Genomic DNA, 15,509 nt, shown 5'->3' with positions numbered 1-15,509 from the left:
CCACCGTCACATCCGCGTTCAGCATGGCGTCACGACAGCACATCGTCATGCCGCAGATCGACAGGAACGCGATCATCATCGCCACCCCGATTACCCGCGGGTTGTGTATCAGTCGAGGAGGCCGCGGGGGCGGATGACGAAGGCCGGGGAGGAGCGTTTGCCCTTCTCCTCCAAGAGGGCGATGGCGCGGTGGTCGGGCGTGAGGGCCACGTGCACGCCGGTGATGCCGATGGGATCGAGCCAGCGGCCGTCGCGCAGGGATTGTTCCTCGGCGGCGGTGATCGTGCGATGCGGGAAGGCCAGGCGCGCGGCGGAATCGATGTCGAGGGCGAGGGCGGGGTCGTCGGCCAGTTGGTCGAGAGTGCGGGCGTGTTCGAGGGTGAACGGGCCGACCCGGGTGCGGCGCAGGGCGGTGAGATGCCCTCCGACGCCGAGCTTTTCGCCGAGATCGCGCGCCAAGGCGCGGATGTAGGTGCCCGACGAGCATTCGACGACCACATCGAGGTCCACGAACGACGCTGCGCCCGTGTCGATGTCGCGGCGCTCCAGGATGTCGAAGCGGCTCACGGTGACCGGGCGCGCGGCCAGTCGCACGTCCTCCCCCGCGCGGACGCGGGCATAGGCCCGCTGGCCGTCGACCTTGATCGCGCTGACCGTGGCCGGTACCTGCTCGATGTCGCCGGTCAGTTCCGCGGTGCCGGAGGCGATCTCGGCATCGGTGAGATGTCCGGCCGGAGTGGTCGCGACGACCTCGCCCTCGGCATCGTCGGTGACCGTCGCCTGCCCGAGGCGGATCGTGGCCGTATAGGCCTTGGTGGTGAGGCTGAGCAGTCCGAGCATCTTCGTGGCCCGCTCCACGCCCAGCACCAGCACCCCGGTCGCCATCGGATCGAGCGTCCCCGCATGCCCGATCTTGCGGGTGCGCAACAGCTTCCGGCATCGGGACACGACGTCATGGCTCGTCATGTCGCCGTCCTTGTCGACGACGAGGAGTCCGCCGAGCGCACTCACCAGCGGTGTCGGCCGCTCGCCCATCAGCCCGCCACGATCGCGGTCAGGATCAGCCCGTCGCTGATCAACCAGCGCCCGTCGAAGGAGGTCAGCGGCGCTCCGCCGTCGTTGGCCGATCCGGGTACCAACAGTTTGCTGTGGAAGGTCCCGGCGGTGCCGTCGTCGTCGATCGTGAAGGTGATGTGCGCGTCCTCGAAGCCCAGCCAGCGCAGCGTCAGCGGGAACCACGCCTTGTAGGTCGCCTCCTTGGCGCAGAACAGCAGCCGGTCCAGGTGCATGCCGGTAGCCGGGATCGCCCCCTTCAGCCAGTCGCGTTCGGGCGCCAGGCTCACCGAGTCCAGCACCCCCTCGGGCAGCGTGTCGTGTGGTTCGGCATCGATGCCCACCGAACGCCAGCGCAGCCGGTGCGCCAGCGCCGCCGCCCGGTAGCCGTCGCAGTGGGTGAGGCTGCCGACCACGCCGCGCGGGAACAGTGGCATCCCCCGCTCCCCCTTGCCGATGGCCACCTGCGGCTCCCCCAGCTCGGCCAGCGCCTGCCGCGCGCAGTGCCGAGCGCCGATGAAATCGCGCCGGCGCTTCTCCACCGACTTCGCGATCAGATGTTCCTCGCCGGGATGCGGCCGCAGGTCCTCCGGGTAACGCACCAGTTCGGCCGCGGCCACCCCAGCGGGCAGAATCCTGCCGAGGAGGTGTGGTCGCGCACTGTGTCCCTCGCCCACGCCGTGTACCGCCCGCTCCTCGATGACCGCCTCCTGGTTCGTCTTCCGCCGCACTACCCACCGAGACTAACGGAGGGCGGGCCGGGGACATGCAGCCCGGCGACGCGGCCACCTACAGTCGGTGAGCAGCCCGCCCGCTCGGGTGAGCCGGGTCAGGCCAGGCCGCGGCGCTTATCGGCCTGGCGGCGCATTTCCGCGGCGGCGGCTCGCATGGCGGGGGTGATCTTGAAGTGGCCGCCCCACTCGTTCAGGTCGTCGGGGCCGTACTCGGGCGCGGGCAAAATCTGGCGCAGCAGTTTGTGGGGCAGGCCGCGGCGCTGCCATTCGCGCGGATAGCCGAGCGACACCTCCTCGTGACGGACGCCGTCGTAGAAGGTGGTGCGCGGGATGTGCAGGTGGCCGTAGACGGAGCAGACGACGTTGTAGCGGGTGTGCCAGTCCGCGGTCAACTCCGTGCCGCACCACAGCGAGAACTCCGGATAGAACAGCATCCGGGTGGGCTCGCGGTTCAGCGGGAAGTGGTTGATCAGCACCGTCGCGGTGCCGGGAGCCAACTCGTCGAGGCGGCGCTTCGTGTACTGCACCCGGGCGTGACACCAGGCGTCGCGAGTCACGTACGGCTCCGGCGACAGCAGGAATTCGTCGGTGGCGACCACGTTGCGGTCGCGGGCGATCGTCATCGCCTCGGCCTTCGTGGTCGCTCCGGCGGGCCGCCACGAATAGTCGTAGAGCACGAACAGCGGCGCGAGCGTGACCGATCCGCCGTGCGCCTCGGCCCCGGCACCCTCCCATACCGGGAACGGATCCTCCGGCGTCAGCACGTCCAGATCCCGGCACAGCGAGACCAGGTAGTCGTAGCGCGCCGCGCCGTGCATCTGGACGGGATCCTTTGCGGTGGTCCACAGTTCGTGATTGCCCGGCACCCAGATCACCTTCGCGAACCGCTTGCGCAGGATCTCGAGCGCCCACCGGATGTCGTCGGACTTCTCCGCGACGTCCCCCGCGACGATCAGCCAGTCCTCGGGAGAGTCCGCCCGAATCTGCTCGACGACGGGCTTGTTGCCCTGGTGCCCGACATGGATATCACTCACGGCCATCAATTTCGGAACCACCAGGCACAATCCTCTCTACTCGCCTCACGCCTGCCTGCGGCAACCGCGACGGTCCACTCCACATTCCCACGGCCCCGGCTCCGGTGATCGACCGGCTGTCTTTCTACCCGGTCCCCTGCGGGATCTCCGCCCCGGCGCGAGCCCACCGCCCCGACAGTGCCCGCGCGCTGACGGCAACGAGACGGAGCACGACGAAAGCGGACAGGCCCGCCCAGATGCCCGCGATGCCCCAGTCGAACGCCAGCGACATCCAGATGACCGGCAGGAATCCGGTCAGGGCGGCGCCCATGGTCGTATTGCGCAGGTAGGCGGCGTCACCGGCGCCGAGTAGGACGCCGTCGAGCGCGAAGACCACCCCCGCCGCGGGGATCAGGGCGACGAAGAACCACCAGATGACGTGCGTGCGGTCGATCACCATCGGGTCGGTGGTGAACAGCGCCGGGACGGCGGCGTATCCGGCGGCGAAGAACGCGGCCAGCGCGACCGCGAACAGCGTCGACCACGCGGTGACCCGCCGCGCCAACCGCTCGGCCCCGAATACGTTGCCCGCTCCCAGCGCCGCACCCGTGAGCGTCTGGGCCGCGATCGCCAGGGAGTCCAGCGTCAGGGCGATGAAGTTCCACAGCTGTAGCACCAGCTGATGCGCCGCCACGGAGGCCGCGCCGAACCGCGACGCCACCGCACCCGCCGAGACGAAGCACGCCTGGAAGGCGAGACTGCGCACGATCAGGTCGCGCCCCAGCACCAACTGCGCCCGCATGATCGCCGGATGCGGCCGCAGCGAGACCCGGTCGGGATCGCCGGGCGCAAGCAGGCACCGGCGCACCAGCGCCGCCAGGAACAGCCCGGCCGCGACCGCCTGGCCGATCAGGTTGGCGATGGCCGAACCCTCCAGCTCCCACCGCGGCGCGCCGAGCAGGCCGTGCACCAGCACCGGGCACAGCAGGGCCGAAATCACCAGCCCCGCAACCACGTACGCCAGCGGACGCCGAGTCTGCTGCACCCCGCGCAGCCAGCCGTTGCCCGCCATCGTGAGCAGGATCAGCGGCACCCCGAACAGCGCGATCCGCAGCCACCCCAGTGCCGCGTCGGCGATATCGCTCCCGCCCGCGATGAGATCGGTGACCGGGCCCGCAACCGCCTGCAGCACAACGACGATCAGCAACCCGACCCCGATCGCGGCCCAGCTCGCCTGCACCCCCTCTTCGACCGCGCCGCGCCGGTCCCCCGCCCCGAACCGCCGCGCCGACCGCGCCGTGGTGCCGTAGGTGAGAAACGTCAACTGCGTACTGACCTGCCCCAGAATCAACCCGCCGACTGCGAGCCCGGCCAGCGCCAAAGCCCCCAGTCGCCCCACCACGGCCATATCCCACAGCAGGTAGATCGGCTCGGCGACAAGCACTCCCAGCGTCGGCACCGCGATCCCGAGAATCCGCCGCGGCCCCGCCTCGGACGGGTCCGCGGTCCGCGCGTTCACCGCGGCAGCCGCGCCGGACGACTCATTCCCCTCCAGATCCGTCATCGGGCCCCGGCCCGACAGCTCCCCAACCCGCAGCTCCTCACGCCACCTCCCGCTCGTCTCGTTGCGCCCCACCATCGCACAACCCACCGACAACATCGGACGAATCACGCCCAGCACCGGACGCAGCACGCGGTAGCACCGCACAGAGCGGCTCCGGTGGCTCACGCGCGCAGTGCCGCCAGCAGGGTTGCGACCAGGTCGTCCGGTGTGCCCGTCGTCGTGTAGCCCGCCGCGTAGCGGTGGCCGCCGCCGCCCAGGCGGGTGGCGACCTGTGCGACGTCGACGCCGTCGTCCAGGCCCACTCCGGTGTCGCGCGAGCGCAGCGATACCGTCCACAGGCCCGGCGTGCTGCGCGATTCCTTGAAAACCGCGGCGATGGCGGCCTCGGAGGTGGTGCGGACGACGTCGATGACGCTCTCCACCTCCTCCGAGCGCAGGCCCGCGATATCGTCGCGGCGGACGAACGCGTAGACCAGCCCGACACCGCCCGCGGCGGCGGGCTCCAGGCAGGCCGACCCCAGCACCCGCGACAACATCGGCAGCCAGCCGAACGGATGGGTGTCCATCAGCGTGCGGGTGATGCCCGCGCCGTCTATCCCGGTCGCCAGCAATCGCTCGGCAAGCTTATGCGTGCGGGGCCCGGCCCAGCGGAAACACCCGGTGTCGGTGACCAGGCCCGCGAACAGGCAGTAGGCGATCGGCCGATCGATCGGCTCGCCCCAAACGTCGAATACCCGGGCCAGCAGGCTGGTGGTCGACTCGGCCGTCTCGTCGATCACGTTGACCGTGCCGAACCGCGTATTGGAGCGATGATGATCGAGCACCAGAGTCGTTGCGGCGCCGGCGATCCGGTCGGCCAGCGCGCCCAGCCGCCCGGCGCTCCCACAATCGACGGCCACCAGCAGATCCACCTCGCGCGGCACCTGCGCGGGCGGCACCAGGAACTCGATGCCGGGCAGCGACCGCATCGAGGCGGGCAACTCGGCGGGTTCGGCGAACGAGACCCGCACCGGGATCCCGCGTCGATTCAGTACCTGTGCCAGCGCCAGCCCGCTGCCGACGGTGTCGGCGTCGGGCTGCACATGGCACAGCACCGTGACCGACCGCGCGGCGTCCAGTATCTCGACGGCCGCGGCGAGGTCTGCCGCCGGCGCTACAGCTGTCATCGCAAAGCTCACTTCTCTGGCGTCGGGATCGGGCCCCGCTGGGTTACACCGGCCGCCGGCGTGACCGCCCGGTGGCGGTCAGTCTTCCTCGTCGCTCTTGTACGGATCGGCGTCGCCGGCGTGGGTCGCGTTGGCCGCCACCTGCGCCACCTGCTCGTCCGAGGCGCGGGCCCGCGCCAGCAGCTCCTCCATCTGCCGCGCCGCGTCGGGGACGGTGTCCAGGACGAAACTCAGCGTGGGGGTGAACTTGATGCCGGTGGCGGCCCCCACCTTCGAGCGCAATACGCCCTTGGCCTTCTCCAGCCCGGCCGCGACGCCCGGGAAATCCGGCTCGGCGTCGATGGTCTCGCCCATCACCGTGTAGTAGACCGTGGCCTCCCGCAGGTCGCCGGTCACCTTCGCGTCGGTGACGGTGACGAAACGCAGCCGCGGGTCCTTGATTTCGTACTCGATCGCGGTACCGACGATGTTGACGATCCGCTTCGCGAGCCGGCGTGCCCTGGCTTGATCCACCATGGCCGACCCTCCTTTGTATGTGACTAGTCTTCGGGTCCGAAGATCCGGCGGCGCACTGCCAGCAACTGTAACTCCGGACGGGCCGCCACGTGGCGCTCACACCGGTCCAGAACCTCTGTGAGATGGCCCATCCCGGAACTGACCAAGGCGACGCCCAGCTGCGTACGGCGGTGCTGATCGTGGTCCCCGCCCTCGACCGCCGACACGCCGAAGCGCTGCAGTTCGGCCAGGACGGGACGAATAGCGGAACGCTTCTGCTTCAGCGAATGGACGTCGCCGAGCAGAATGTCGAACTCCAGCGCCCCGACGAACAAAGCTCACCTCGTTTGTGGGTTGATCCCGGCCAAAAGCATGCCGGGACCAGGATCAGAAACTACGCAAAGCGGTACCGGAAATCATGGAACCACACGTGGCGGAACCAGCGAATCATGGGACCACACACGGTGGAACCAGCAACTCGCGGAACCACACACGGCGGAACCAGCAACTCGCGGAACCACACACGGCGGAACCAGGAACCAAGGAACCACACGTGGTGGGACCCGGAACCAGGAACCACACGCGGTGGAACCAGAACCACTTGGCGGAACCAGGAACCACTTGGTGGGACCAGGGAATCAAGCGCGAGGTACGGCGGAACCGAGGCCGCTTCACCCCCGACGCCACCGTTTCCCGTCAGTCTGGTTCCGGCACGCTTTTCGCCGGAACCAGACTGACGGGATCCCTCGTACTCAGTCCCGCGGCTTCTCGCGAAGCTCGTAGGCCTCGATGATGTCGCCTTCCTTGATGTCGTTGTACCGCAACGTCATACCGCATTCGAAGCCCTCGCGGGCCTCCATGACGTCGTCCTTCTCGCGGCGCAGCGACTCGATCGTCGTATCGGCGATCACCACGTTGTCGCGGAGCAGGCGGGCCTTGGCGTTGCGCTTGACCAACCCGGAGGTGACCATGCAACCCGCGATATTGCCGAACTTCGAGGAGCGGAAGATCGCACGGATCTCGGCGCGACCCAGCTCGACCTCCTCGTAGATCGGCTTGAGCATGCCCTTGAGGGCCATCTCGATCTCATCGATGGCCTGGTAGATCACCGAGTAGTACCGGATGTCCACGCCCTCGCGGTTGGCCAGCTCGGTCGCCTTGCCCTCCGCGCGCACGTTGAAGCCGATGATGATCGCGTTGGACGCCGACGCCAGGTTGATATCGGTTTCCGTCACGCCACCGACGCCGCGGCTGATCACCCGCAGGCGCACCTCGTCGTCGATCTCGATGCCCATCAGGGCTTCCTCGAGGGCCTCGACGGTACCGGAGTTGTCACCCTTGATGATCAGGTTGAGCTCCGACGTCTCCTTCAGGGCCGCGTCCAGGTCCTCGAGGCTGATCCGCTTGCGACTGCGCGCGGCCAGCGCGTTGCGCTTGCGCGCGTTGCGGCGGTCGGCGATCTGGCGCGCGATGCGGTCTTCCTCGACCACCATGAAGTTGTCGCCCGCACCGGGCACCGAGGTGAAACCGACGACCTCGACCGGACGCGACGGCAGCGCCGCGTCCACATCCTCGCCGTGCTCGTCGACCATGCGGCGCACGCGGCCGTAGGCGTCGCCCGCCACGATCGAGTCGCCGACCCGCAGCGTGCCGCGCTGCACCAGCACGGTGGCCACCGGACCGCGGCCGCGATCCAGGTGCGCCTCGATGGCGACACCCTGCGCGTCCATCTCCGGGTTGGCCCGCAGGTCCAGCGCCGCGTCGGCGGTCAGGACCACGGCCTCGAGCAGCGCCTCGATATTGGTGCCCTGCCTGGCCGAGATGTTGACGAACATGGTCTCGCCGCCGTACTCCTCGGCGACCAGGTTGTACTCGGTGAGCTGCTGACGCACCTTCTCCGGGTTCGCACCCTCCTTATCGATCTTGTTGACCGCCACCACGATCGGCACGTCGGCGGCTTGCGCGTGGTTGATGGCCTCCACCGTCTGCGGCATGACGCCGTCGTCGGCGGCGACCACCAGGATCGCGATATCGGTCGACTTCGCACCGCGGGCACGCATGGCGGTGAACGCCTCGTGACCCGGGGTGTCGATGAAGGTGATCAGACGGTCCTCGTCGTTCACGTTCGTGAGCACCTGGTAGGCGCCGATGTGCTGGGTGATGCCGCCGGCCTCGCCCTCGCGGACGTTGGTCTTGCGGATGGTGTCCAGCAGTCGGGTCTTACCGTGGTCGACGTGACCCATGACGGTCACCACCGGCGGGCGGACCTGCAGATCGTCGTCGTTGCCTTCGTCCTCGCCGTAGGTGAGGTCGAAGCTCTCCAGCAGCTCGCGGTCCTCGTCCTCGGGCGAGACCACGTGCACGACGTAGTTCATCTCGCCGCCGAGCAGCTCGAAGATCTCGTCGTTCACCGACTGGGTCGCGGTCACCATCTCACCGAGGTTGAACAGCACCTGCACCAGCGAGGCCGGGTTGGCGTTGATCTTCTCGGCGAAGTCCGACAGCGAGGCGCCGCGGGCCAGGCGGATGATCTCGCCGTTGCCGCGGGGCAGCCGCACGCCGCCGACCGACGGGGCCTGCATCGAGTCGTACTCTTGCCGCTTCTGCCGCTTCGACTTACGGCCCTTGCGGGGCGCGCCGCCGGGACGACCGAACGCACCGGCCGCGCCGCCGCGGCCACCGGGACCGCCCGGACGGCCACCGCCGCCGGGACGACCACGGAAACCACCGGCCGCGGGTGCACCGGCACCGGCGCCACCGTCGCCACCGCGGTAGTTACCGCCACCACCGCCGCCGCCACCGGGACGACCGCCACCGGCGCCGCCGCCGGGACGACCGCCGCCCGGCCGACCGCCACCGGCCGGGCCGGGACGCGCGGCGCGCTGCGGCATGGCGCCGGGGTTCGGGCGCGGAGGCATGGAGCCGGGGCTCGGCCGCGGACCGGCCGGGCGCTGACCGCCGCCGCCCTGACCGGCCGGACGCGGGGCATTACCCGGAGCCGGGCGCTGACCGCCGCCCTGCTGCGGACCCGGGCGCGGGCCGGGGGCCGGACGCGGGGCGGGCCGCTCGGGAGCGGAGGTGAACGGGTTGTTGCCGACGCGCGGGGTCTTCGGGCCCGGCTTGGGACCGGAACGCTGACCGGGCTGTGCCCCCTTGGGCTGGCTCGGACGCGGGCCGCCCGGGGTCGGGCGGGAACCCTGCTGCTGCGCGGGTGCGGACTGCTGCGCCTGCGCCGGGGGCGGGGTGGACGGGCGCGGCGCCGCGGGCTTGGGGGCCGGGCCGGGTTTCACCGCCGGACCGGGCCGGGCATCCGTCGCCGGAGCGTCGGACTTGGCCGCCGGGGCGGACTGCTCGGCGGGCGACGCCGCCGGCTTGGCCTGCGCCGCCGGGCTGGGCGCGGCATTGCGCGGGCCCGGACGCGGGCCGGGGGTCGCGGTCCTGTCGGCCGCGCGGGCGGCCTGCCCGGAACCGGACTTGGCGGCCGATTTCGCGGTGCCGTTCGACGGGGCGGATTTCGCCGAGAACGACTCCCGCAAGCGACGCGCGACGGGTGCCTCCACCGTCGACGACGCCGACTTCACGAACTCGCCCTGCTCCTTCAGCCGTGCGAGTAGTTCTTTGCTCGTGACACCGAGTTCTTTCGCCAACTCGTGCACGCGGGCCTTGCCTGCCACTGCTCTCCTCACTGAGAGGTCGAGCGCGGCGGTCCGTCCCGGTGGACGGAAAGCCCGCACGACCTCCGATTATCTTCGATGGCCGATCATCGTTGGTACTTCACGGTGTGCTCATGAGTGCTCGTGCCTGTTCTCGATGTAGTGCTCCAGGGCTGAGATATCCAGTTTTCCGGACACTCGTAGCGCTCTGCCGAACGCTCGGCGCCGCTCTGCCGTGCTCAGACAAGCCTGAACGGGGTGCAACCAGGCACCCCGTCCGGGAAGTCTGTGCCGCGGATCGGGAACGATCGCAACGCCGTCCTCGTCGGACGAGTGCGCCACGACCCGCAACAGATCGGCGGCCAGCTCGCGCTTCCGGCATCCCACACATGTCCGCACGGGACCCGAGGGCGGTGCCTCGACCCGCGCAGAGCGCGTGGAAACCGGAGGCTCGTGCTGAGCCTGCGTCCACTCTACCGCTGCCATGTCCCGATCTCCGCATCCAGCCCTCTGGTTAGTTACCAACATGTCATCCCACCACGGTCGTTCCGGTCCCGCCCTCCATAATTTCCGGCGCGCTTTCGGCCGGAATCCTCAGGGCCCCGGCCAAAAGCGTGCCGGGGATGACGACGGCCGCGCGCCCGGCACGACGACCACCACACGCCCGGCACGACAATGGCCGCGCGCCCGGCACGACGACCACCACACACCCGGCACGACAATGGCCGCGCGCCCGGCACGACGACCACCACACGCCCGGCACGACGATGGCCGCGCGCCCGGCATGGCGATTGCCGCGCCAGGCATGGCGATGGCCGCGCCCGGTACGACGATGGCCACACGCCGGGATAACGTGGCCACGCGCCCGGATGACGCGGCGCGCCTAGTTGTGCTGGGCCTCCGTGCCGACGGAGCCCGAGACGTCGGGGGCCGCGTCGCTGCGGATATCTATGCGCCAGCCGGTCAGCCGTGCCGCGAGGCGGGCATTCTGGCCCTCCTTGCCGATAGCCAGCGAGAGCTGGAAGTCGGGGACGACGACGCGGGCCGCGCGGGCGTCTGGGTCCACGATCGTGACGGAGACAACTTTCGAGGGGCTCAGCGCATTCCCGACGAAGGCGGCCGGATCCTCGGCGTAGTCGATGATGTCGATCTTCTCCCCCGCCAGTTCGCTCATCACGTTGCGCACCCGCTGGCCCATCGGGCCGATGCACGCGCCCTTCGCGTTGACCCCCGGCACGTTGGTGCGCACCGCGATCTTGGAGCGATGCCCCGACTCCCGCGCCACGGCGACGATCTCCACCGAGCCGTCGGCGATCTCGGGCACCTCGAGGGCGAACAGCCGGCGCACCAGGTTGGGATGCGAGCGGGAGAGGTTGATCTGCGGGCCGCGCGGGCCCCGCGACACCGCGTACACGTAGCACTTGATGCGATCGCCGTGCTCGTAGGTCTCGCCCGGGACCTGTTCGGCGGGTGGGATCAGCCCCTCGGCGCCGTGTGCCTCGCTGCCGATGCGCACCACCACCGTGCCACGAGCGTTCATGCGGGCGTCGCGCTGCACCACGCCGCCGACGATATCGCCCTCGTGCGTGGAGAACTCGCCGAAGGACTTCTCGTTCTCGGCGTCGCGCAGCCGCTGCAGCACCACCTGGCGGGCGGTGGTGGCGGCGATGCGCCCGAAGCCCTCCGGGGTGTCGTCCCATTCGGAGATGACGTTGCCGTCGGCGTCGAGTTCACGGGCCATCACGCGGACCACGCCGGACTTCTGGTTGATATCGATGCGCGCGTTGGGCTCGTGGCCCTCGGTGTGCCGGTACGCGGTCAGCAGGGCGGACTCGATCGCGGAGATCACCGTCTCCATCGAGATCCCCTTGTCGGCGACGATCGCCCGCAGGGCTTCGATTTCGATGTTCATTCCACGATCCCTTCGGTCGACGCGGCTACTCGGCTGGGCACTGCTCCATCTGCTGGATCCTCCGCGGAGTCGGCGCCCGGCTCCGGTCGGCCGGGGGAGACTCCCCCCGCGAGCTCCATCTCCACCGCGCCGGGCGCGGAGAATTCCACCTGGACCACGGCTCTCTCGATATCGGCCAGCGGTACGGTGACGCGATGCGGTTTTCGTTTGCCGCCCAGCACCAGTGCCACCTCGGATTCGGTCGCGGCGCCGACGCGCGCGGCGAACCTGTCGGGACCGTCCGGGCCGGGCACACCGGGCCGCATGGTGACGCGCACCTTGCGGCCGCGCGCGCGGCGCCAGTGCCGCGGCGCGGCGAGCGGACGGTCGACGCCCGGCGTGGTGACCTCCAGCAGGTAGGCGGTGTCGCCGAAGTCACCGGCGTCGTCGAGGGCCTGGGAGATCTCCGAACTCAGCTCCGCGATCGTGTCCAGATCGATGGCCCGATCCCCGTCCACGGTCACCTGCACCCGCGCCTGCCCCCCGCTCGCGGCCGCGATCGATACGCCCTCGAGGTCGAACCCTCGGCGTTCGACGAGCCCAGCAACGAGCTGGCTCACCCTTTCCTCGGTAGGCATCGGCATGTGGGGCGGCTCCTGGTTCAGTTGTGACGAGGTGGAGTTGTCGGTATAGGTCCTGGTCGGCCATGGTCAGCGCGCATCGGCGGCGAAATACTCCGCCGCTGTTCCAGCGTAACGCGCTGCCAGAGTGTAAAGGACCAGCCAACCCTTTCCAGTTTCCGTCCCGCCCGAAATGCCGGGACATCCGCGCTGCCACCGCGTGTCGGCGGCGCGGGCCGGTGCCCCTCGCCGGACCCGGTCGCCACAATGCCTGGCACGATGTAGGCGTGCCGAGCACCTACCACCCCCCGCAGGCGCCTCGATTCGCGCCGGACCGGACAGCCTCGCCCGCCGCGCGCCCCGGGTCAGCGGGCCTTCCCGCGCTGAATCGCCGTTCGATGCTGCGGATCGCGGGCGGCGGCGCGGTCGCGGCGGTCGCGCTGGGGACCGCGGCCTGCGCCGAGGACAAACCCGCCGAGCCGGATGTGCTACTGGGACAGGAGCAGTCGGCGCGCGCCGACGCGGTGTGGGCACAGGCCGCGGTGGCCGTGGCGCCCGACCGCGCGCCCGCGCTGACCCTGGTCGCCACGCAGCGCACCGAGCACGCCGACGCGCTGCGCGCCGAAATCGACCGTGCCGTAGGCGTTTACGGCGACGGCACGAAGCCGGCGTCGGATACTCCCCCGGTTCCTCCGCCCCCGGCGCCGAACCCGCCGCCCACGGTCGCGGCCGTGCGCGAGCAGCTGACCCGATCGCAGCGGTCGGCCGCCGAACTGGCGGTGCGGCAATCCGGATACCGCGCGGGACTGCTGAGTTCGATCAGCGCGTGCTGCGCCACACACGCGGGAGTGCTGCTGGTATGAGTGGTCGATCCCGGAACGCAACCACGCAGGGCTGCACTCATGTCATGGAGGACGCGGCGTGACCACACCCGACCAGCAGGCGATCACCGATGCGCTCAACGCCGAGTACGCCGCCGTGTATGCCTACGGCGTGATCGCCGCCTACGCCGCCGCCGACCGCAACAAGATCGTCGCGGAGTTCACCGCGGCGCACCGCGCTCGCCGCGACGCCACCATCGACGCGCTGAAGGCGGTCGGCGCCCCGGTGCCCGCCCCCGCCGCGGCCTACCCGCCGCCGTTTCCGGTGAACGATCCCATTCCCGCCGCGAAATTGGCGGTCACGGTCGAATCCGATACCGCCATCGCCTGGCGCTCGGTCGTGGAACGCGCCGGATCGCCCGAAATCCGCCGCACGGGTATCGACGGGCTCACCGAATGCGCTGTGCGCCTGGCGACTTGGCAATCGATCCTGGGCACCAATCCACCGACGGCGGCATTTCCGGGCAAACCCTGAGCAGCAACCTCGGCGACCTACCGCGTTTCCGGTACGCTTTTGGCCGGAATCCGGTGAGGCGAGCGTGGATCCCGGCCAAAAGCGTGCCGGGAACGCAGGGCGACGGTGCCCGTGCCGGGAACGCAGGCCGATAGTGCCCGTGCCGGGAACGCAGGCCGATAGTGCCCGTGCCGGGGATGCAGGGGAATGGTTTCAGCCGCGGGCCTTGGCCAGCACTGCCTCGACCGCGTTGTCGGCCGGGATCTCCTCGTTGGTTCCGGCGAAGCGGTCGCGGAGTTCGACGTTGCCCTCGGCCCAGCCGCGGCCGACGACCAGGACCAGGGGCATGCCCAGGAGTTCGGCGTCCTTGAACTTCACGCCCGGGGAGGCGGTGCGGTCGTCGAACAGCACCTCCAGGCCCGCCGCGTCCAATTGGGCGGCAACCTGTTCCGCGCCCGCGCGGGCGGCCTCGTCCTTGTTGGCGATGACGACGTGGACCTGGAACGGCGCCACCTCCCGCGGCCAGCGCAGCCCCTTCTCGTCGTGCATCTGCTCGGCGAGCACCGCCACCATGCGGGAGACGCCGATGCCGTAGGAGCCCTGGATCAGGCGCACCGGCTTGCCGTTCTCGCCCAGCACGTCGACCTCGAAGGCGTCGGTGTACTTGTAGCCGAGCTGGAAGATATGGCCGATCTCGATGCCGCGCGCGGCGTGCAGCACGCCGCGGCCGTCGGGCGAGGGGTCGCCGTCGCGGACCTCGGCGGCCTCGATGGTGCCGTCGGGGGTGAAGTCGCGGCCCGCGAGCAGACCGACCACGTGCTTGCCGGGGGCGTCGGCACCGGTGATCCAGGACGTACCGGACACCACGCGCGGGTCGACGAGATAGCGAACCCCGTTGTCCTGCAGCCCCTTCGGACCGATGTACCCCTTCACCAGGAACGGGTTGGCGGCGAAGTCCTCCTCGGTGAGCAGTTCCACCTCGGCGGGCTCGAGCGAGGCACCCATCCGCTTGTCGTCCACCTCGCGGTCGCCGGGGACCCCGATGCCGAGGATCTCGGTCTTCCCGTCGGGGTGGCGCAGCTTCACCATCACGTTCTTGAGCGTGTCGGCGGCGGTCACCGGGCGGCCCAGCCGCGCATCGACGCCCGCGGAGTTGGCCCAGTCGACCAGCGTCGCGATGGTCGGCGTGTCGGGGGTGTCGTGCACCTGCGCCGGGAGCTGACCCTCGATCGCGATCTCCGGCGGCGCGGGCGTGACCACGGCCTCCACATTCGCGGCGTAGCCGGATTCGCGGCAGATCACATAGGTGTCCTCGCCGACCGGGCTGTCGGCCAGGAACTCCTCCGACGCGCTGCCGCCCATCGCGCCCGAGGTGGCGGCGACGATCACGTACTTCACCCCGAGCCGGTCGAAGATGCGCTGGTACGCGGCTCGGTGCGCGGCATAGCTGGCCTGCAGCCCGGCCTCGTCCAGATCGAACGAGTAGGAGTCCTTCATGACGAACTCGCGCCCACGCAGGATGCCAGCCCGCGGCCGCTCCTCGTCGCGGTACTTGATCTGGACCTGGTACAGCGTGACCGGCAGATCCTTGTAGGAGTTGTACTCGCTCTTCACGGTGAGCGCGAACATCTCCTCGTGGGTGGGGCCGAGCAGGTAGTCGGCGCCCTTGCGGTCCCGCAGCCGGAACATGTTGTCGCCGTATTCGGTCCAGCGGTTGGTGGCCTCGTAGGGCTCGCGCGGCAGCAGCGCGGGCAGCAGGATCTCTTGGCCGCCGATCGCGTTCATCTCCTCGCGCACCACGTTCTCGACGTTGCGCAGCACCTTCAGGCCCAGCGGCAGCCACGAGTAGACGCCCGGCGCGACGCGGCGGACGTATCCGGCGCGGACGAGAAGCTTGTGGCTGGGCACCTCGGCGTCGGCGGGATCATCACGCAGGGTGCGCAGGAACAGGTGGGAGAGACGGGTGATCACGGGTGCACAGAGTA

At 70.1% G+C, this 15,509-nt stretch carries 14 protein-coding genes; 2 read left to right on the top strand and 12 right to left on the bottom strand.

The annotated features are described in order from the left end of the window. Nucleotides 1–108 precede the first annotated feature (108 nt). From truB to rimP, 11 genes are all read right to left on the bottom strand, one after another. Entirely contained in the window at nt 109–1,035 is a 927-nt protein-coding gene (truB, locus tag ACYVLQ_RS26555; RefSeq protein ID WP_460700245.1) for a tRNA pseudouridine(55) synthase TruB, read from the bottom strand. Continuing rightward, nucleotides 1,035–1,730 carry a 4'-phosphopantetheinyl transferase Npt gene (gene npt / locus ACYVLQ_RS26550; RefSeq protein WP_460700352.1) on the bottom strand — a complete coding sequence of 232 codons (696 nt, stop codon included), beginning with the start codon at nt 1,728–1,730 and terminating at the stop codon, nt 1,035–1,037. The genes truB and npt overlap by 1 nt, the downstream gene beginning before the upstream one ends. Before the next feature lie 152 nt (nt 1,731–1,882). After that, complete coding sequence (locus ACYVLQ_RS26545; protein ID WP_460700244.1) at nt 1,883–2,842, bottom strand: metallophosphoesterase family protein; 960 nt, start codon at nt 2,840–2,842, stop codon at nt 1,883–1,885. Nucleotides 2,843–2,945: 103 nt separating this feature from the next. Continuing rightward, a complete protein-coding gene (locus ACYVLQ_RS26540) occupies nt 2,946–4,364 on the bottom strand; it encodes an MATE family efflux transporter (protein ID WP_460700351.1) in 1,419 nt (472 codons plus the stop codon). 161 nt (nt 4,365–4,525) lie between these two features. After that, entirely contained in the window at nt 4,526–5,530 is a 1,005-nt protein-coding gene (locus ACYVLQ_RS26535; protein ID WP_460700243.1) for a DHH family phosphoesterase, read from the bottom strand. A gap of 78 nt (nt 5,531–5,608) precedes the next feature. Further along, the gene (gene rbfA, locus ACYVLQ_RS26530) at nt 5,609–6,046 is read right to left on the bottom strand and encodes a 30S ribosome-binding factor RbfA (RefSeq protein WP_068032912.1); all 438 of its coding nucleotides are present in this window, start codon (nt 6,044–6,046) and stop codon (nt 5,609–5,611) included. A gap of 23 nt (nt 6,047–6,069) precedes the next feature. After that, a complete protein-coding gene (locus ACYVLQ_RS26525; RefSeq protein ID WP_460700242.1) occupies nt 6,070–6,360 on the bottom strand; it encodes a DUF503 domain-containing protein in 291 nt (96 codons plus the stop codon). A gap of 417 nt (nt 6,361–6,777) precedes the next feature. Beyond that, nucleotides 6,778–9,699 carry a translation initiation factor IF-2 gene (infB, locus tag ACYVLQ_RS26520; RefSeq protein ID WP_460700241.1) on the bottom strand — a complete coding sequence of 974 codons (2,922 nt, stop codon included), beginning with the start codon at nt 9,697–9,699 and terminating at the stop codon, nt 6,778–6,780. 111 nt (nt 9,700–9,810) lie between these two features. Next, nucleotides 9,811–10,164 (bottom strand): YlxR family protein, encoded by a 354-nt coding sequence (locus ACYVLQ_RS26515; protein ID WP_460700240.1) that lies wholly within the window; start codon nt 10,162–10,164, stop codon nt 9,811–9,813. Nucleotides 10,165–10,561: 397 nt separating this feature from the next. Next, nucleotides 10,562–11,590 carry a transcription termination factor NusA gene (gene nusA, locus ACYVLQ_RS26510; RefSeq protein ID WP_460700239.1) on the bottom strand — a complete coding sequence of 343 codons (1,029 nt, stop codon included), beginning with the start codon at nt 11,588–11,590 and terminating at the stop codon, nt 10,562–10,564. Beyond that, nucleotides 11,587–12,213 (bottom strand): ribosome maturation factor RimP, encoded by a 627-nt coding sequence (gene rimP / locus ACYVLQ_RS26505; protein ID WP_460700238.1) that lies wholly within the window; start codon nt 12,211–12,213, stop codon nt 11,587–11,589. The genes nusA and rimP overlap by 4 nt, the downstream gene beginning before the upstream one ends. Before the next feature lie 263 nt (nt 12,214–12,476). Here rimP and ACYVLQ_RS26500 point away from each other — a divergent pair, with 263 nt between their 5' ends. Together ACYVLQ_RS26500 and ACYVLQ_RS26495 are read left to right on the top strand one after the other, a co-directional pair. Beyond that, the gene (locus ACYVLQ_RS26500; RefSeq protein WP_460700237.1) at nt 12,477–13,052 is read left to right on the top strand and encodes a hypothetical protein; all 576 of its coding nucleotides are present in this window, start codon (nt 12,477–12,479) and stop codon (nt 13,050–13,052) included. Between the two features lie 58 nt (nt 13,053–13,110). Continuing rightward, a complete protein-coding gene (locus tag ACYVLQ_RS26495; RefSeq protein ID WP_460700236.1) occupies nt 13,111–13,545 on the top strand; it encodes a ferritin-like domain-containing protein in 435 nt (144 codons plus the stop codon). A gap of 192 nt (nt 13,546–13,737) precedes the next feature. Here the strand turns inward: ACYVLQ_RS26495 and ACYVLQ_RS26490 are convergent, their stop codons facing one another. Next, nucleotides 13,738–15,495: a proline--tRNA ligase gene (locus tag ACYVLQ_RS26490; RefSeq protein WP_460700235.1), complete on the bottom strand. Its 1,758-nt coding sequence runs from the start codon at nt 15,493–15,495 to the stop codon at nt 13,738–13,740. Nucleotides 15,496–15,509: the final 14 nt, after the last annotated feature.

This window comes from Nocardia thraciensis, from assembly GCF_054782435.1.
This window is presented reverse-complemented; position numbering and strand designations above follow the sequence as displayed.

Excerpts from the sequence above, each read along its gene's own strand:
- nusA (WP_460700239.1), bottom strand. The coding sequence starts at position 11,590 with ATGAACATCGAAATCGAAGCCCTGCGGGCGATCGTCGCCGACAAGGGG.
- ACYVLQ_RS26535 (WP_460700243.1), bottom strand. The coding sequence starts at position 5,530 with ATGACAGCTGTAGCGCCGGCGGCAGACCTCGCCGCGGCCGTCGAGATA.
- rimP (WP_460700238.1), bottom strand. The coding sequence starts at position 12,213 with ATGCCGATGCCTACCGAGGAAAGGGTGAGCCAGCTCGTTGCTGGGCTC.
- truB (WP_460700245.1), bottom strand. The coding sequence starts at position 1,035 with ATGGGCGAGCGGCCGACACCGCTGGTGAGTGCGCTCGGCGGACTCCTC.
- ACYVLQ_RS26540 (WP_460700351.1), bottom strand. The coding sequence starts at position 4,364 with ATGACGGATCTGGAGGGGAATGAGTCGTCCGGCGCGGCTGCCGCGGTG.
- rbfA (WP_068032912.1), bottom strand. The coding sequence starts at position 6,046 with ATGGTGGATCAAGCCAGGGCACGCCGGCTCGCGAAGCGGATCGTCAAC.
- ACYVLQ_RS26515 (WP_460700240.1), bottom strand. The coding sequence starts at position 10,164 with ATGGCAGCGGTAGAGTGGACGCAGGCTCAGCACGAGCCTCCGGTTTCC.